This is a genomic window from Ideonella sp. B508-1 (assembly GCF_000333615.1).
Classification (GTDB): Bacteria; Pseudomonadota; Gammaproteobacteria; order Burkholderiales; family Burkholderiaceae_C; genus Ideonella.
Genome location: NZ_BADL01000034.1, coordinates 1 through 14534 on the forward strand (window position 1 = coordinate 1; position 14534 = coordinate 14534).

Annotated in this window: 12 protein-coding genes; 3 read left to right on the top strand and 9 right to left on the bottom strand. The window is 70.1% G+C overall.

The window, feature by feature from the left end; genetic code table 11:
• The 5 genes from I73_RS01670 to hemC all read right to left on the bottom strand — a co-directional run.
• On the bottom strand, positions 1-1191 hold a 1191-nt coding region (locus I73_RS01670; protein ID WP_022979027.1), incomplete at its 3' end, for a heme biosynthesis HemY N-terminal domain-containing protein.
• A 17-nt stretch (positions 1192-1208) separates the two neighbouring features.
• Positions 1209-2366 (bottom strand): uroporphyrinogen-III C-methyltransferase, encoded by a 1158-nt coding sequence (locus tag I73_RS01675; RefSeq protein ID WP_026096180.1) that lies wholly within the window; start codon positions 2364-2366, stop codon positions 1209-1211.
• A 115-nt stretch (positions 2367-2481) separates the two neighbouring features.
• A complete protein-coding gene (locus I73_RS25375) occupies positions 2482-3072 on the bottom strand; it encodes a uroporphyrinogen-III synthase (RefSeq protein WP_051048908.1) in 591 nt (196 codons plus the stop codon).
• Complete coding sequence (locus I73_RS33650; protein ID WP_051048910.1) at positions 3063-3242, bottom strand: uroporphyrinogen-III synthase; 180 nt, start codon at positions 3240-3242, stop codon at positions 3063-3065. Before I73_RS33650 ends, I73_RS25375 begins: the two co-directional genes overlap by 10 nt.
• Positions 3243-3245: 3 nt before the next feature.
• Positions 3246-4202, bottom strand: coding sequence for a hydroxymethylbilane synthase (hemC, locus tag I73_RS01685; RefSeq protein WP_022979029.1), 957 nt, complete (start codon positions 4200-4202; stop codon positions 3246-3248).
• A gap of 78 nt (positions 4203-4280) precedes the next feature.
• Here hemC and ppc point away from each other — a divergent pair, with 78 nt between their 5' ends.
• Positions 4281-7121 (top strand): phosphoenolpyruvate carboxylase, encoded by a 2841-nt coding sequence (gene ppc / locus I73_RS01690; protein ID WP_022979030.1) that lies wholly within the window; start codon positions 4281-4283, stop codon positions 7119-7121.
• Positions 7122-7295: 174 nt separating this feature from the next.
• Positions 7296-8606, top strand: a complete 1311-nt coding sequence (locus I73_RS32970; protein ID WP_022979031.1) for a sulfotransferase — start codon at positions 7296-7298, stop codon at positions 8604-8606.
• An 18-nt stretch (positions 8607-8624) separates the two neighbouring features.
• Here the strand turns inward: I73_RS32970 and I73_RS01700 are convergent, their stop codons facing one another.
• The gene (locus I73_RS01700; RefSeq protein ID WP_022979032.1) at positions 8625-9419 is read right to left on the bottom strand and encodes a LytTR family DNA-binding domain-containing protein; all 795 of its coding nucleotides are present in this window, start codon (positions 9417-9419) and stop codon (positions 8625-8627) included.
• Between the two features lie 25 nt (positions 9420-9444).
• Entirely contained in the window at positions 9445-10506 is a 1062-nt protein-coding gene (locus I73_RS01705; protein ID WP_022979033.1) for a sensor histidine kinase, read from the bottom strand.
• Between the two features lie 88 nt (positions 10507-10594).
• On the opposite strand from I73_RS01705, the gene argH reads away from it, so the two are divergent.
• Positions 10595-12025, top strand: a complete 1431-nt coding sequence (gene argH / locus I73_RS01710) for an argininosuccinate lyase (RefSeq protein ID WP_022979034.1) — start codon at positions 10595-10597, stop codon at positions 12023-12025.
• Between the two features lie 58 nt (positions 12026-12083).
• Here argH and I73_RS25380 read toward each other — a convergent pair whose 3' ends face one another.
• Together I73_RS25380 and I73_RS01720 are read right to left on the bottom strand one after the other, a co-directional pair.
• Positions 12084-13565, bottom strand: a complete 1482-nt coding sequence (locus I73_RS25380) for an efflux transporter outer membrane subunit (protein WP_051048912.1) — start codon at positions 13563-13565, stop codon at positions 12084-12086.
• On the bottom strand, positions 13562-14534 hold a 973-nt coding region (locus tag I73_RS01720), incomplete at its 5' end, for an efflux RND transporter permease subunit (RefSeq protein WP_026096182.1). The genes I73_RS01720 and I73_RS25380, both read right to left, overlap by 4 nt.

Here is a 14534-nt window from a genome sequence, read left to right on the forward strand (position 1 = left end):
GCCTTGCAGCGCCTGCAAGAGTTGNCCAGCCAGGACCCGCAGGGCCTGACGGCGCACACGGCTGGGCAGGCCCTCCGCGCTGGCGGTCTGCTCCAGCAGACGACGGGCCTTGCCCCACAGCTGACGGTGGGCGAACACCGCCCCCGCCGCCGCCACGATGGCCGGCTCGCGGCCGTAGCGCGACAGCGCTTCCTCCATCCGCGGCAGCCAACGCGTGTCGACGGCCTCCACGCAGGTCACCAGGGCCAGCGCCAGCTGCTCCCGACCTTCACCGTCCAAACGTTGCAGTTGCTCCCAGGCCGGCCACAACCAGGCCTGCCCTTGCTCGGGCAAACCCAGCCGGGCGGCTCGGCGAGCAGCGCCGGCCAGGACCCAGGGATCGCGGCGGTCGGCCTCGTCCAAGACCTGCCAGACCCGCACGAGCTGGCTTTCATCCAGCGCCTGCTCCAGAACATCGATGGCCAGGGAGCGCAACAGAGACTGCGCCGCACCCACCGAGAAACCCTGGTGCTTGGCCAGCAAGCGGGCCGTCTGCAGGGCTTCCAGCGGCCGCCCCAGTTGGCGTGCCGCCTGCAGCTTCAACCGCAGCGCCTGGGTGCGCCGCGCCACGCCGGGTGGCAGCTCGGCCAGCAGCGCCATGCAGCGGCCGGCATCCCGGTCCTCCATGGCCCATTGCGCGGACAGCAGCAGGATGCCCTCGGACGTGCTGCCACTGCCATGGCTGGACTGGGCCAGCGCCAACTGCTCGTCGCGCCCAGCCCTGTCCTGCAATCGATGCAGAGCAGACGCTGCGATCAGGCGAGCCTGCACGGTGAAGTTGCGATCCTGGGCCAGCTCACGCGCCTCGGCCTGAAGATCCAGCGCCTTTTGCACCGCCCGACGAGCCCGCGCATAGCGCGCCGCCAGAAACTCACCATAGCCCTCCCGCAGCAGGGCCTGGGCGGCGCGCTCCCGCTTGAGCTCCCGCCACTCCCGCGCCCGCACAGGCAGGCTCAGCAGCGCCTGAGCCGCCTGCAAGGTGGCAAACAGCACCATGACCAAGCCCAGCAGCAGCAGCAGGAAGAGGTTGAGCGACATGTCCAGCCGCCAGTGCCCGTAGAACAGCGAGACGAGCGCATCGTTCTGCCCGAACACGGAAGCCGCGACCACGGCCGCCACGAAAAGAAGAATCAACCAGATGACCGAACGCATGACGTCTGCCCCCGGCTTCAGCGACCCGCCGCCGCGGCGGTCAGCGCCGCCAGGGTGTCATCCGGGCGCGGCAGGGTGGCCTGACGACTCTGCCCGGCCACCAGCCTGAGCTGCTCCTGCATGGCCTTGACGCGTTGCGAGCTGACATCGAAGTAACGAGCCAGCAGTTGCTCGGCCTGGCCAATGTCGCCCTGGGCCTGGTCAAACTGCCGGGACAGCAGGGCCAGACGGGCATTGAGCAGATGGAGCTTCAAGTTCTCCCGCAGGAAAAAGGCCTGCTCGGGGGCCACCAGGGCGGCCTCCGGATGATCGATGGACGTCACACGCACCAGGGAGCGGATCTCCACCCAGGCCCGGCCGGCAAAAACCTGCCACTGATCACGCAAGACGGCCCACCATGCCATCTCGGGCAGGCTGTCGGCCGCCTCGCCCATGGCTTGGGAGCCCGGCTTGACCGGCGCTGAAGCCGCCGGCACCGCCGAGGCAGACACCCGACGCTTGGGCGAGGCCATCAGCGGCAGATCGTCCACCTGACGCGCCGCCTCGTCCAGGCGGATGGACAGGGTCGGCACGTCCGCCACCGCCACGCCGCGCAGCCGATCCATGTCCCGTGCGACGGCCCGACGCACGCGCTCCAGGCGGGGCTGGTTGTAGCGCGCCAGCCGGTCATCGGTCTGCTTGAGCACCGACATCAGGGGTTCGAGGCTGCCGGTGATGGCCGCCTGCTGCTGCGCCACGCGCAAGCCGGCCTCGACGTCGGCCAGCACGTTCTCGTCCCGCGAACGGGACAGCGAAGAGATCAGGTCCTCCACCTGCGAGCGCTGCAGGGCCGTCTCGGCCACCTTGGCCTCCAGCAAGGCCAGCTTGGCCTCGGACTGCGTGGCGACATCGTGGGCCTGGCGCGAGAGCATGCGCGCCTCCGCCGACTCGTCCTGGGCCAGTTGCTGGCGACGCACCAGCTCCGACTCCAGCACCTGCACACGCTCATGCGTGGACCAGGCCAGCCCCAGGGCACCCACGCTCAGGAGGGCCATGCCCCCGAGGGCCCAGGGCACCCAGCTGTTGCGCGCCGGAACGGGCGACACGGGGGAAGGCCCCATGGCTGCGACCGGCGCCACGGAGGACTCGGCAGCGGCCGGAGCGGCTGAGGATGGGGTGTTGTCGGTGGTGCTCACGTTGGCTGTCGATTGTATCGACCGGACCTTCGCACCTGCCGCACTGCGGCGCCCCCACCACACCCTGGCGGGACATCCCCCCAAAATGGCACCCTCTTTCGAGGGGCCCGGCCCGCTATCGCCCCTTCAGGGCCTGCACCACGCCATCCGCCCCCGCCGCGACATCCTCCACCCGCCCGAAGCCGGCCCGCCGGGCCCGTGCGGCAATGCGCTCGTGCGAGGCCAGGGCCCAGGCGCGGTCCCAGTGAGCCTGCGGCAGCAACGCCACCAGATGGTCGATGGCCTCTGAACTGCTCAGCAGCCAGCAGGTGCCTTCGGGGTCTCTCAGTGCATCGGTGGCCAGTGCGCGCTCCTGCGGCGTCCAGCCCGGCGCCCGCCGCTGATAGGACTGCAGAAAGGCCACCTCGGCCCCGGCCTCGCGCAGGGTCGAGGCCAGCCAGTCGCGCCCGCCCTCCCCCCGCACGATCCACACCGGGCGACCCTGCCAGTCCTCATCGCGCAGGCGCTCCCAGAGGGACTCGGACTCCAGCACTGCGCCAGCGGGCGGGGCGACCACCGCAGCCAGCGGCACGCCCAGGGCCTGCAGAGCGGCCATGGTGCCTGGCCCGGTGCAGGCGGAACGCACGCCATCCGGCCAGCCCCAGCCCGGGGGCAGACAGGCGGCGAACTGGCTCACCGCGTTCGGGCTGACGAACATCACCAGCATGCCCGCCCGCAGGCCGCCGCCATGGCGCGAACCGCCACCCGGTCCGGTGCCGAACCAATCTCGATCAGGGGCAGGGCCATCGCCGGCAGGCCGGCGGAGCACAGCCGCCGCGCCCAGGCATCGGCCTGCGGCTGCGGCCGGGTCACCAGCACGCGCGCCGGCAGGGTCATGGCTCAGGCCGGCTGCGCCGCGAGGTAGGCGGCACCGCCCGCGGCCACCAGCCGCTCGGCCGCCTCTCGCCCCAGGGCCTCGGCGGCCTCGGTGGTGGTCACACCGGCCGACAGCCGCGCCTTGAGCAGCGGCTGTTCCGGCTGTGCCGCATGGCCCAGGGCCACGTCCAGTTGCATCCGGCCATCGCCCAGCCACACCGCATGGGCTGCCAGCGGCACGCTGCAGCTGCCGCCCAGGGCACGGGAGACGGCCCGTTCGGCATGCGTGGCCAGCCAGGTGGGACGGTGAGACAGGGTGGCCACCGCCTGCCCCAGCGTCCGAGCGTCAGCCCGGATCTCGAGGCCCAGCGCCCCCTGCCCAGCGGCCGGGAGCATGTCCTCGGCTGCAAAGGTGGCGCGGATGCGCGCGCCCAGGCCCAGGCGTTTGAGGCCCGCGGCCGCCAGCACGATGGCGTCGTAGCCGCCCTCGTCGAGCTTGCGCAGCCGGGTGTCCAGGTTGCCGCGCAGCGGCTCGATGCGCAGGTCGGGCCGCAAGGCCTTGAGCTGCACCACGCGGCGCAGGCTGGAAGTGCCCACGCAGGCGCCCTGCGGCAGTTCGGCCAGGCTGGCGTAGCGGTTCGAGACGAAGGCGTCGCGCGGATCCTCGCGCTCCAGGATGGCCACCAGCGCGAAACCCTCGGGCAGCTCCATGGGCACATCCTTGAGCGAATGCACCGCCATCTGGGCCTGACCGGCTTCCATGGCCACCTCCAGTTCCTTGACGAACAGGCCCTTGCCGCCCACTTTGGACAGGCTGCGGTCCAGGATCTGGTCGCCCCGGGTGGTCATGCCCAGCAGCTCGGTGGGCAGGCCCAGCTCTTGCTGAAGCCGGTCGCGCACATGCTCGGCCTGCCACAGCGCCAGGCGGCTCTCCCGGGTGGCGATGACGACGGGGGTGACGATGGAAGCGTTCGATTGCATGGCCCGGGATTATGGCTTCGCCGCACTGCTAGCATCGCGTCCGCCCACGGACGCCTTGACGCTTTAGAAGGACCTTTCATGCCCGCTGCTCAGCCCGCCCGCCGCCCCGCCCGCCCACCTGCCCGGGCCACCCGGACCACGCGGGTCAACCGTCCCGCCGAGGATCCGGACAAGGACCGTCCGCTGGTGGAGGACATCCGGTTGCTGGGCCGCATCCTGGGCGACGTGATCCGCGAGCAGGACGGCACCGGCGCCTACGAACTGGTCGAGCGGGTGCGTCAGCTCTCGGTGGCCTACCGTCTGAAGAACGATGCCCAGGCCGGCCGTGCGCTGGACCGGCTGCTGAAGAACCTGACCGCCGACCAGACGGTCAGCGTGATCCGCGCCTTCAGCTACTTCTCCCACCTGGCCAACCTGGCCGAGGACCGCCACCACCTGCGCCGCCGCGAGCACCATGAGGCCCTGGGCGAGCACCAGGCTGGTTCGCTCGCGCACTGTTTCGACAAGCTGGCCCAGGCCGATCACCGTGCCGCCGACATCGCCGCCGCGCTGTCGCAGGCTTATATCTCGCCGGTGCTGACCGCCCACCCCACCGAGGTGCAGCGCAAGAGCATCCTGGACGCCGAACGCGCCATCGCCGAACTGATCGGCGCACGCGATCAGCTGCGCAGCGCCGCCGACCGCGACGCCAACGAGCGCCAGATCCGTGCCCGCGTCACGCAGTTGTGGCAGACGCGCATGCTGCGCTACACCAAGCTGACCGTGGCCGACGAGATCGAGAACGCGCTCAGCTACTACCAGGCCACCTTTCTGCGCGAGGTGCCGCGCCTGTACCAGGAGGTGGAGCAGGCACTGTCGGGCCACGAAGTGGGCACCTTCTTCCGCATGGGCAACTGGATCGGTGGCGACCGCGACGGCAACCCCAACGTCACCGCGCCCACGCTGCAACTGGCCCTGTCGCGCCAGTGCGAAACCGCCCTGCGCCACTACCTGACCGAGGTCCACGCCCTGGGCAGCGAGCTGTCGATGTCGCAGATGCTGGCCCCGGTCACGACGCAGATGCAGGCCCTGGCCGACCGCTCGCCCGACCACAACCCCCACCGCGAAGACGAGCCCTACCGCCGCGCCCTGACCGGCATGTACGCCCGTCTGGCCGCCACGCTGGAGGAACTGACCGGCACCGAGGCCCTGCGCCACGCCGTGGCGCCGCAGCAACCCTACGAGAAGGCCGAAGACTTCCTGGCCGACCTGCAGGTGATCGCCGACTCCCTGGGCCACCACCATGCCCAGGTGCTGGCCGAGCCCCGGCTGGCGCCGCTGATGCGCGCGGTCCAGGTCTTCGGCTTCCACCTCGCCACGGTGGATCTGCGCCAGAGCTCCGACCAGCACGAGGCCGTGGTGGCCGAACTGCTGTGCGCGGCCCGCATCGAGCCCGACTACAGCGCCCTGGACGAGGCCGCCCGCCGCGCCCTGCTGATGACGGTGCTCAACGACGCCCGCGGCCTGCGGGTGCGGGGCGCCGACTACTCGGAACGCACGGTCTCCGAACTGGCCATCTTCGATGCCGCCGCCGAGGGCCGCCGCCGCTATGGCCGCGACGCCATCCGCCACTACATCATCTCGCACACCGAGGACGTCTCCGACCTGCTGGAGGTGCTGGTGCTGCAGAAGGAGGCCGGTCTGCTGCACGGCCTGCTGCAAGAGGACGCCTCGGTCGACCTGATCGTCTCGCCGCTGTTCGAGACCATCGCCGACCTGCGCCACGCGGTGCGCATCATGCGCGAGTTCTATGCGCTGCCCGGCGTGGCCACCATGCTGCAGCGCAGCGGTGGCGAGCAGGACATCATGCTGGGCTACTCGGACAGCAACAAGGACGGCGGCCCCTTCACCAGCAACTGGGAGCTCTACCGCGCCGAGGTCGGCCTGGTGGCCCTGTTCGACGAGCTGCAGGCGGCGCACGGCATCCGCCTGCGCCTGTTCCATGGCCGCGGCGGCACGGTCGGCCGGGGCGGCGGCCCCAGCTACCAGGCCATCCTGGCCCAGCCCCCGGGCACCGTGCGCGGGCAGATCCGCCTGACCGAACAGGGCGAGGTCATCGCCTCCAAGTACGCCAACCCGGGCATCGGCCGGCGCAACCTGGAAACCCTGGTGGCCGCCACCCTGGAGGCCACGCTGCTGAGCCCGACCAAGGCCCCGCCCAAGGCCTTCCTCGAGGCGGCCGATGCCCTGAGCGCGGGCAGCATGGCCGCCTACCGCAAGCTGGTCTACGAGACCCCGGGCTTCACCGACTACTTCTTCGAATCGACCCCGATCCGCGAGATCGCCGAACTCAACATCGGTTCCCGCCCGGCCTCCCGCAAGGCCACCCGCGCCATCGAGGACCTGCGCGCCATCCCCTGGGGCTTCTCCTGGGGCCAGTGCCGCGTGGCCCTGCCGGGCTGGTGCGGCTTCGGCTCGGCGGTGCAGAACTTCCTGGAGGCCGACCCGGCCCAGCGCGACGCCCGCCTGGCCCTGCTGCAGCGCATGCACAAGCAGTGGCCCTTCTTCCGCACCCTGCTGTCCAACATGGACATGGTGCTGGCCAAGAGCGACCTGGGCCTGGCCGCCCGCTACACCGAGCTGGTGCCCGACAAGCGCCTGGGCAAGCGCCTGTTCGCGGCCATCCGCGCCGAATGGGAACGCACCGAAGCCGCCCTGGGCTGGATCACCGGCGAAACCCGCCGCCTGGAGAGCGCACCCAGCCTGGCCCGCTCCATCGCCCACCGCTTCCCCTACCTGGATCCGCTCAACCACCTGCAGGTGGAACTGATGCGCCGCTACCGCAACCGGCGCGAGGGGGACCCCACCAACGAGCGGCTGCAACGCGGCATCCACCTCTCGATCAACGGCATCGCCGCGGGGCTGCGCAACAGCGGCTGAGTCGGCGCGACCATGTGCGGTTGCAGCAATTGTTTCGGACTGTCAAGTCTCGCGTGCCCCCAATCCTCTGGGCACGCGATGCGTCCTAGGGACTGTCACCCAAATGTTCCCCTCGTATCATGGGGACATACAAGGTTTTTCTGACGCGACACACAGTTTGAGGGAACAGGCAGCATGATGCACACGGTCGAGAGCGTCGAGCCGAAGATCATCGAGATCGTCGACGAGTTGACGGAGGATTGGGACGTCGACCTTGACGGGGGTGTCGGTCCGGCCACGACGATGATCGGCGACATCGGCTTCGCCTCCATCGATTTCATCCAATTGGTGGTGGCCATCGAGGGCGCCTACAAGCAGAAGCTGGGCTTCCAGGACCTGCTGATGCAGAACGGCGCCTATGTGGACGACCTGAGCGTGCGCCAGATCGCCACCTTCGTGTCTGGTCGCCTCAATGGCGCGGCTCCGGCCCCTGCCCCTGCTGCTGCCGCACCGGTCAAGGCTGCGGCCCCGGCCGCCGTGGTCACCAGCGTGCCCGAGAGCGAACGCGTCACCCCGGAGAAGCTGGCCCGCTTCCGCGCCAGCATCGCCCGGCGCACCCTGAGCGGCGACGACAAGCCCAAGAACCCGCCGGCCCTGTTCGTGCTGTCGCCCCCGCGCTCGGGCTCCACGCTGCTGCGCGTCATCCTGGCGGGCAGCTCCAAGCTGTTCGGCCCGCCCGAGCTGCACCTGCTGCCCTACGCCACCATGGGCGATCGGCTCAAGGCCCTGTCCGGTGAGCACACCGAGCACCTGCTGGACGGCACGGTGCGCGCGCTGATGCAGTTGCACGGCTGGGAGGCCGACCAGGCCCGCGCCTTCGTCTCCCGCTGCGAGCAGGAGAACATGAGCACCAAGGCGTTCTACCGCCTGCTGCAGGAGCCGCTCAAGGGCGAGAAGCTGCTGGTGGACAAGACGCCCTCCTACGTGATCGACGTGGACATCCTCAAGCGCATCGAGGTGGACTTCGAGAACTCGCTGTTCATCCACCTGCTGCGCCACCCCTGCGGCATGATCCGCTCGTATGAGGAATCCAAGCTGCAACGCCTGATGCCCATGGTGCAGGAAAGCAGCTTCGGCGCCCGCGAACTGGCCGAGCTGACCTGGCTGACTGCCCAGCTCAACACGCTGGAGTTCGCCAAGCAGGTGCCCAAGGAGCGCTGGCTGACCCTGCGCTACGAGGACATCGTCTGCAGCCCCGAGGCCTCGATCCGCCAGATCTGCGACTTCGCCAAGATCCCCTACGAAGACGCGATGATCAACCCCTACGAGGAGATGGATCAGCGCATGACCGACGGCGTGGACAACGCCTCGAAGATGAGCGGCGACCTGAAGTTCCACCTGCACAACGCCATCAACCCCGAGGCGGCCGTGCGCTGGAAGCAGTTCTACACCGACGGCATTCTGGGCGCGCAGACCCTGGAGATCGCCCGCTCGCTGGGCTACTGAGCCCGCGACACCACGCTGTCAGAGGCCCTCGCTGGCGAGGGCCTCGCGCACCGCAGGCAGCTGGCGTCGTGAGACGGCCAACCAATCGCCATGCGGGGCCAGGCGCACCGCCCAGGTCTCGCCCCCCTCCTCCGCCCCGCCCTCGCTGCCCAGCCCCGGGCGGCGTTCCAGGGCCCGCACGGCGGCCCGTGCCACCAGGGCATTGCGGTGGATGCGCACCACCGCCGCCCCCAGACGCTCCTCCAGATCGGACAGCGCGTCATCCAGCACATAGCTGTGCTCGCAGGTCCGCAGGGTCACGTACTTCTGCTCGGCCTTGAGGTAGACCACATCCGGCACCGGCACCCGCAGCACCCGGCCCCGGTCACTCACCACCAGCACCGGCACCTCGGCCACGGGGACTGCTGCCAGGGGAGAAGGCCGAACGCCGCGCCCCAGGCGCTGCAGCACCCGGCCCAGGGCCTCCTCCAGCCGGGCTCGCCGCACCGGCTTGGTCAGGTAATCCACCGCCTCGATCTCGAAGGCCTGCAGCGCATGCTCGGCATGGGCGGTGACGAAGACCACCGCCGGCGCCGGATCGCACTGCCGCAGGCGTCGGGCCAGGGCCAGGCCATCGCTGCCGGGCATGTGGATGTCCAGCAGGACGGCATCCACCGGCGCGCGGCTCAGCAGGTGCAGGGCCTCGGCCGCACTGCCGGCCTCGCCCGCCACGTTCACCGGCAGCGCCAGCTCGGCCAGCAGGCCCCGCAGCCGCATCCGTGCCAGGGGCTCATCGTCGACGATCATCAAGCGCAGGCTGTCGTTATTCTCCATCACGCCCTCTCTGCTGCAGGCAGGCTCACACCGGCACCCCCAGGGACACCCGCCAGCGCCCGTCCTCGATCAGGCCGCTGCGGAAGTCGCAATCCAGGTCGTGCATCAGGCGCAGCCGCTCGCGCACACTGGCCAGGCCAATGCCGTGGCCAGGGCGCGGGACGGCATCCAGCGGCACCGTGTTGGTCACCGAGATCAGCACGCGGTCGCGCCGACGTCGGGTGCGGATCTCGATCTGCCCACCCCGGTCGCTGGGCTCCACGCCGTGGCGCACCGCGTTCTCGATCAGCGGCTGCAGCACCAGCGGCGGCAGGCGGGTGTCGTCGGCCTGCGGGTCCAGGTCCCAGGTCAGGCGCAAGCGGCTGCCAAAGCGCAGCTGCTCGATGTCCAGGTAGCGGCGGCTGAGCGCCACCTCGTCCTTCAGCGTCGTGGCCTCGTCCATGGCGCCCAGGGCGGCCCGGAACAGCTCGGCCAGGTCCTCCAGCACCTCCTCGGCCCGGCGCGGGTCCACCTGCACCAGCGCGATGGCGGTGTTCAGGGTGTTGAACAGGAAGTGCGGCCGGATGCGGGTCTGCAGATCGGCCAGCCGGGCCGCGGTGGCCGCCGGCAGCCGGGCCCGGTAGCGCCAGCGCTCGGACAGCAGCAGCAGCCAGGCCAGCAGGCCCCCCGTCATGAAGGGCGCCAGCCAGGTCGTGTCCAGGTCGCCGGACAGGCCCAGGCGGTTCATGGGCACCCAGGCCAGCAGGGCCGCCACCCCGCCGATGGCCGACACCCCCACCGCCTGGCCCCAGCCCGGCAGGCGCGCCATCAGGGGCCGCGCGGCGCAGACCGTCACCAGCCAGCCCAGCGTGGCCGGCACGGCCACCGTGGCCGCCTGGCTGAGCAGCGACACCCAGTGCGTCAGGCCGCGGCTGACGAACAGCAGGCCCGAGCCCAGCACCGCGTGCACCAGCCACAGCGAACGCAGCACCATGCCGCTGCTGCAACCGGGCAGCGCGCCGGCCGCACTGGGGGCGCCCGGCAGCTGGGCAGCCAGCTTCAGGTCGTCGAACAGGGTGGTGTGGCTGGAATCGCTGGGGGTGCTCACAGCAGCGATTCTGGCCGGGGCGCGGGCCTGCCGGCAAGGCAGCGGCCTAAAATGCCGGGTTCCCCGCCCAGCCCTTCCGCGAGCCCCCATGAGCACCAACCAACTCGACAAGAAATCCCAGGCCTGGTCCGCACTCTTTTCCGAGCCGATGAGCGAGCTGGTCAAGCGCTACACCGCCAGCGTGTTCTTCGACAAGCGCCTGTGGGCCGCCGACATCGAGGGCAGCCTGGCCCATGCCGACATGCTGGCCGCCCAGGGCATCATCAGCGCCCAGGACCTGGCCGACATCCAGCGCGGCATGGCCCAGATCCGCAGCGAGATCGAGTCCGGCGCCTTCGAATGGAAGAGCGAGCTGGAGGACGTGCACCTGAACATCGAGGCCCGCCTGACCACCCTGGTGGGCGACGCCGGCAAGCGCCTGCACACCGGCCGCAGCCGCAACGACCAGGTGGCCACCGACGTGCGCCTGTGGCTGCGCGGCGAGATCGACCAGATCGGCACCCTGCTCGAAGACATGCAGCGCGCCCTGGTGGCCGTGGCCGAGAAGAACACCGAGACCGTGATGCCCGGCTTCACCCACATGCAGGTGGCGCAGCCGGTGAGCTTTGCCCACCACCTGCTGGCCTATGTGGAGATGTTCGCGCGCGATGCCGAGCGCCTGGCCGACCTGCGCAAGCGCGTGAACCGCCTGCCGCTGGGCGCCGCTGCCCTGGCCGGCACCAGCTACCCGCTGGACCGCGAGCGCGTGGCGCTCACCCTGGGCTTCGAGGCCGTCTGCCAGAACAGCCTGGACGCGGTGAGCGACCGCGACTTCACCATCGAGTTCACCGCCTTCGCCTCGCTGGTGATGATCCACGTCTCGCGCCTGGCCGAGGAGATCGTGATCTGGATGAGCCAGAACTTCGGCTTCATCAACCTCAGCGACCGCTACTGCACCGGCTCGTCGATCATGCCGCAGAAGCGCAACCCCGACGTGGCCGAACTGGCCCGGGGCAAGGGCGGCCGGGTGGTGGGTCATCTGATGGGCCTGATCACCCTGATGAAAGGCCAGCCCCTGGCCTACAACAAGGACAACCAGGAAGACAAGGAGCCGCTGTTCGACACCGTGGACACGGTCAAGGACACGCTGCGCATCATGGCCGAGATGATCGGCGGCGAGGTGGCGGCCGATGGCAGCCGCGGCGCCGGCCTGACCGTCAAGGCCGAGGCCATGGAGGCCGCCGCGCTGCGCGGCTACGCCACCGCCACCGACCTGGCCGACTACCTGGTCAAGAAGGGCCTGCCCTTCCGCGATGCCCACGAGGTGGTGGCCCATGCCGTCAAGGAAGGCCTGAAGCAGGGCCGGGACCTGGCCGAGCTGCCGCTGGCCACGCTGCAGGGCTTCCACGCCAGCATCGGCGAGGACGTGTTCGAGGTGCTGACGCTGCGCGGCTCGCTCAATGCCCGCAATGTGCTGGGCGGCACCGCGCCGGCCCAGGTCCGCGCCCAGATCGCCCGGCACCAGGCCCGGCTGGGCTGAGGCACGGGAAAGACGGAGGGACGCTGCCAGGAGGCCACACCCGCAGCACCCTCCCCTTTCAGGACCGGCCTGCGGCCGTCGCGGGCTCCTCGGTTGCCAGACGCCCGCCGCCCAGTGCCTGAAACAGCGCCACCGTGTCCGTCAGCCGTGCGGCACGCAACTGCGTCAGGTTCAGCAAGGCCTGCAGATGCGCCTGCCGCGCCGCCAGCAGGACAGGCTCCCCCACGGCCCCCAGTGCCAGTTGGCGCTGGGCCATGGCCAGGCTCTGCCGGGCCACCCGCTCCGCTTCGGCGCCGACCGCCAACGCCTGCGCATCGGCATACAAGGCATGCAGGACGTCCGCCACGTTCTGGCAGGCGCCAATGACGGTGGCCCGATACTGTGCAGCCGCCTGGTCCCGCATGGCCTCCGCCGCCCGCTGGCGATGCATCAGCATGCCCGCTTCGAACACCGGCTGGGCGATGTCCGCCCCCAGGCTCCAGAAGCCCCCGCCCGCCGCAAACAGGTGCGACAGTTCAAGCGCAGAGCTACCAGCCGTCGCGCTCAGCGTGATCCCAGGCAGGCGAGCAGCTTCGGCAACACCGATGTTGGCATTCGCTGAGCGCAGCTGCGCCAGTGCCGCACGCACGTCGGGACGCTGGTCCACAAGCTGCGCTGGCAAAACCATCGGCAGCGTCTCCGGCAGATGAAGCGCATCGAGTTCCAAGTGCGGGACTTCGGCCTGGTCAGGCAGGGTCCCTGTCAACGCAGCGATCAGGTCGCGCTGCTGGGCCAACTGCTTCTCCAGTGGCGGCACGCCGGCCTCGGCCTGGGACAGCGCAGCCGCCTGCCCTGCCACGTCGAGCGCGCTGGCGCCCCCCCAGGCCTGCTGTTGCCGGGTGATGTCCAGCATGCGGCGAGCCGCGTCGACGGCCTGGCGGGTGCTCTCCAGCTGAGCACGCAACGAGGCTTCCTGGATCGCCGCCATCACCACGTTGGCACTCAAGCTGATCACTGCTGCCTCGCGCTCCATGTGCTGGACATCGGCCTGTTCATCCAGGGACTCCACGGCGCGCTGGTTGGAGCCGAACACGTCAGGTGCATAGGCGATGTCCAACTGGGCCGTATGCAGCGAATACAGGTTGCTGCCCGATGCCGCAGGGCTCGCCACCGGCCGCGCGATCCCTTGCCGCGTGGGCATGAAATGCAGGTCGCCGCTGGGCCAGAACTGGCCACGCTGGGCCGTTGCCGTCTCCTGGGCTGCGCGCAAAGCGGCGTCCGCGGACTCTAGATCCGGATTGGCCTCCAGGGCAGCATCGACAAGGCGGCTCAACGCCTTTGAACCAAACAGATCCCACCAGCGCTGCGACACAGGCGTGTCTGCACTCAATTGCTGGGCCGCCCCGGTCGGTGATGGCGCGGACGCCGTCCGCACCGGCAGCGGCTCCGGCGCGTAGGCTGTCGATCGTGGGGGCGCGGGCGTCTGGAAATCCGGGCCCACGGCACAGCCCCCAACCAGCAGAATCCCCGCAGCCCCTGCCAGCATGCGCACGCGTTTCATGCCACACCTCCGTCGTTTTCAATCTTCACCAGGCCCTCCCTGGGATGGCGCGCCATCCTGACCAGAGTTCGCTGCTCGATCATGTGATAAAGCGCGGGCAGCAGCACCAGCGTGAGCACCGTGGCACTGATCAGTCCTCCGACGACCACCGTGGCCAGTGGACGCTGGACATCGCTGCCCACACCGCGTGCCATGGCGGCAGGCAACAGGCCCAACGCTGCCACGGTGGCGGTCATCAGCACCGGCCGCAGCCGCTCGCGGGCTCCTTGGACCACGGCCTGCGTCAGCTCGACGCCGGGGGTCTGGCGCCAACGGTTCAGGTTAGAGACCATGATGATGGCGTTGAGCACCGCAACGCCGAACAGCGCGATGAAACCTACCGCACTGGAGACGTTGAAGGTCATGCCACGCAGGTGCAGCGCCAACAGCCCGCCCAGCGCAGCCAGCGGCACGGCCAGCAGGATGAGCGCCGGCTGGCGCAGGTTGCGGAACTGACCGAACAGCAGCACGAACATCAAGGCCAGCACCATCGGCCCGATCACCGCCAGCCGGGCCTGGGCGCGCTGTTGGTTTTCGAACTGACCTCCCCAGCTCACCTCAAAGCGGCTGTGGTCGTAAGGCACTTGCCTCACGATCTGTGCTTGTGCCTCGGACAGGAAGGACGTCAGATCACGCCCGCGCAGGTTGAGGCGCACCGTCAGGTGGCGGCGGCCCATTTCCCGCGTGATGGTGGTCTCCCCTTGCGCGAAGCCGATCCTGGCAATCTGTCCCAGAGGAATGCGCGCCCCGTTGGACGCTGGCAGCGTGAGCTCGCCCAGGGCCTGGGGATCGCTGCGCGAGGTCCCCGCAAAGCGAACCGCCACGTCGTAGCGACGGTCATCGACGAACACCTGCGTGACCGGACTCCCCCCGATGCCGCTCTGAACCAACGCCATCACATCGGCCACGTTGATGCCCTGCCGGGCTGTG

What these genes read in the sequence shown, in the direction of transcription:
- I73_RS25375 (WP_051048908.1), bottom strand. Translation starts at nt 3,072, where the DNA reads ATGCTGGTGATGTTCGTCAGCCCGAACGCGGTGAGCCAGTTCGCCGCC.
- hemC (WP_022979029.1), bottom strand. Translation starts at nt 4,202, where the DNA reads ATGCAATCGAACGCTTCCATCGTCACCCCCGTCGTCATCGCCACCCGG.
- I73_RS25380 (WP_051048912.1), bottom strand. Translation starts at nt 13,565, where the DNA reads ATGAAACGCGTGCGCATGCTGGCAGGGGCTGCGGGGATTCTGCTGGTT.
- argH (WP_022979034.1), top strand. Translation starts at nt 10,595, where the DNA reads ATGAGCACCAACCAACTCGACAAGAAATCCCAGGCCTGGTCCGCACTC.
- I73_RS01700 (WP_022979032.1), bottom strand. Translation starts at nt 9,419, where the DNA reads ATGGAGAATAACGACAGCCTGCGCTTGATGATCGTCGACGATGAGCCC.
- I73_RS32970 (WP_022979031.1), top strand. Translation starts at nt 7,296, where the DNA reads ATGATGCACACGGTCGAGAGCGTCGAGCCGAAGATCATCGAGATCGTC.
- ppc (WP_022979030.1), top strand. Translation starts at nt 4,281, where the DNA reads ATGCCCGCTGCTCAGCCCGCCCGCCGCCCCGCCCGCCCACCTGCCCGG.
- I73_RS33650 (WP_051048910.1), bottom strand. Translation starts at nt 3,242, where the DNA reads ATGACCCTGCCGGCGCGCGTGCTGGTGACCCGGCCGCAGCCGCAGGCC.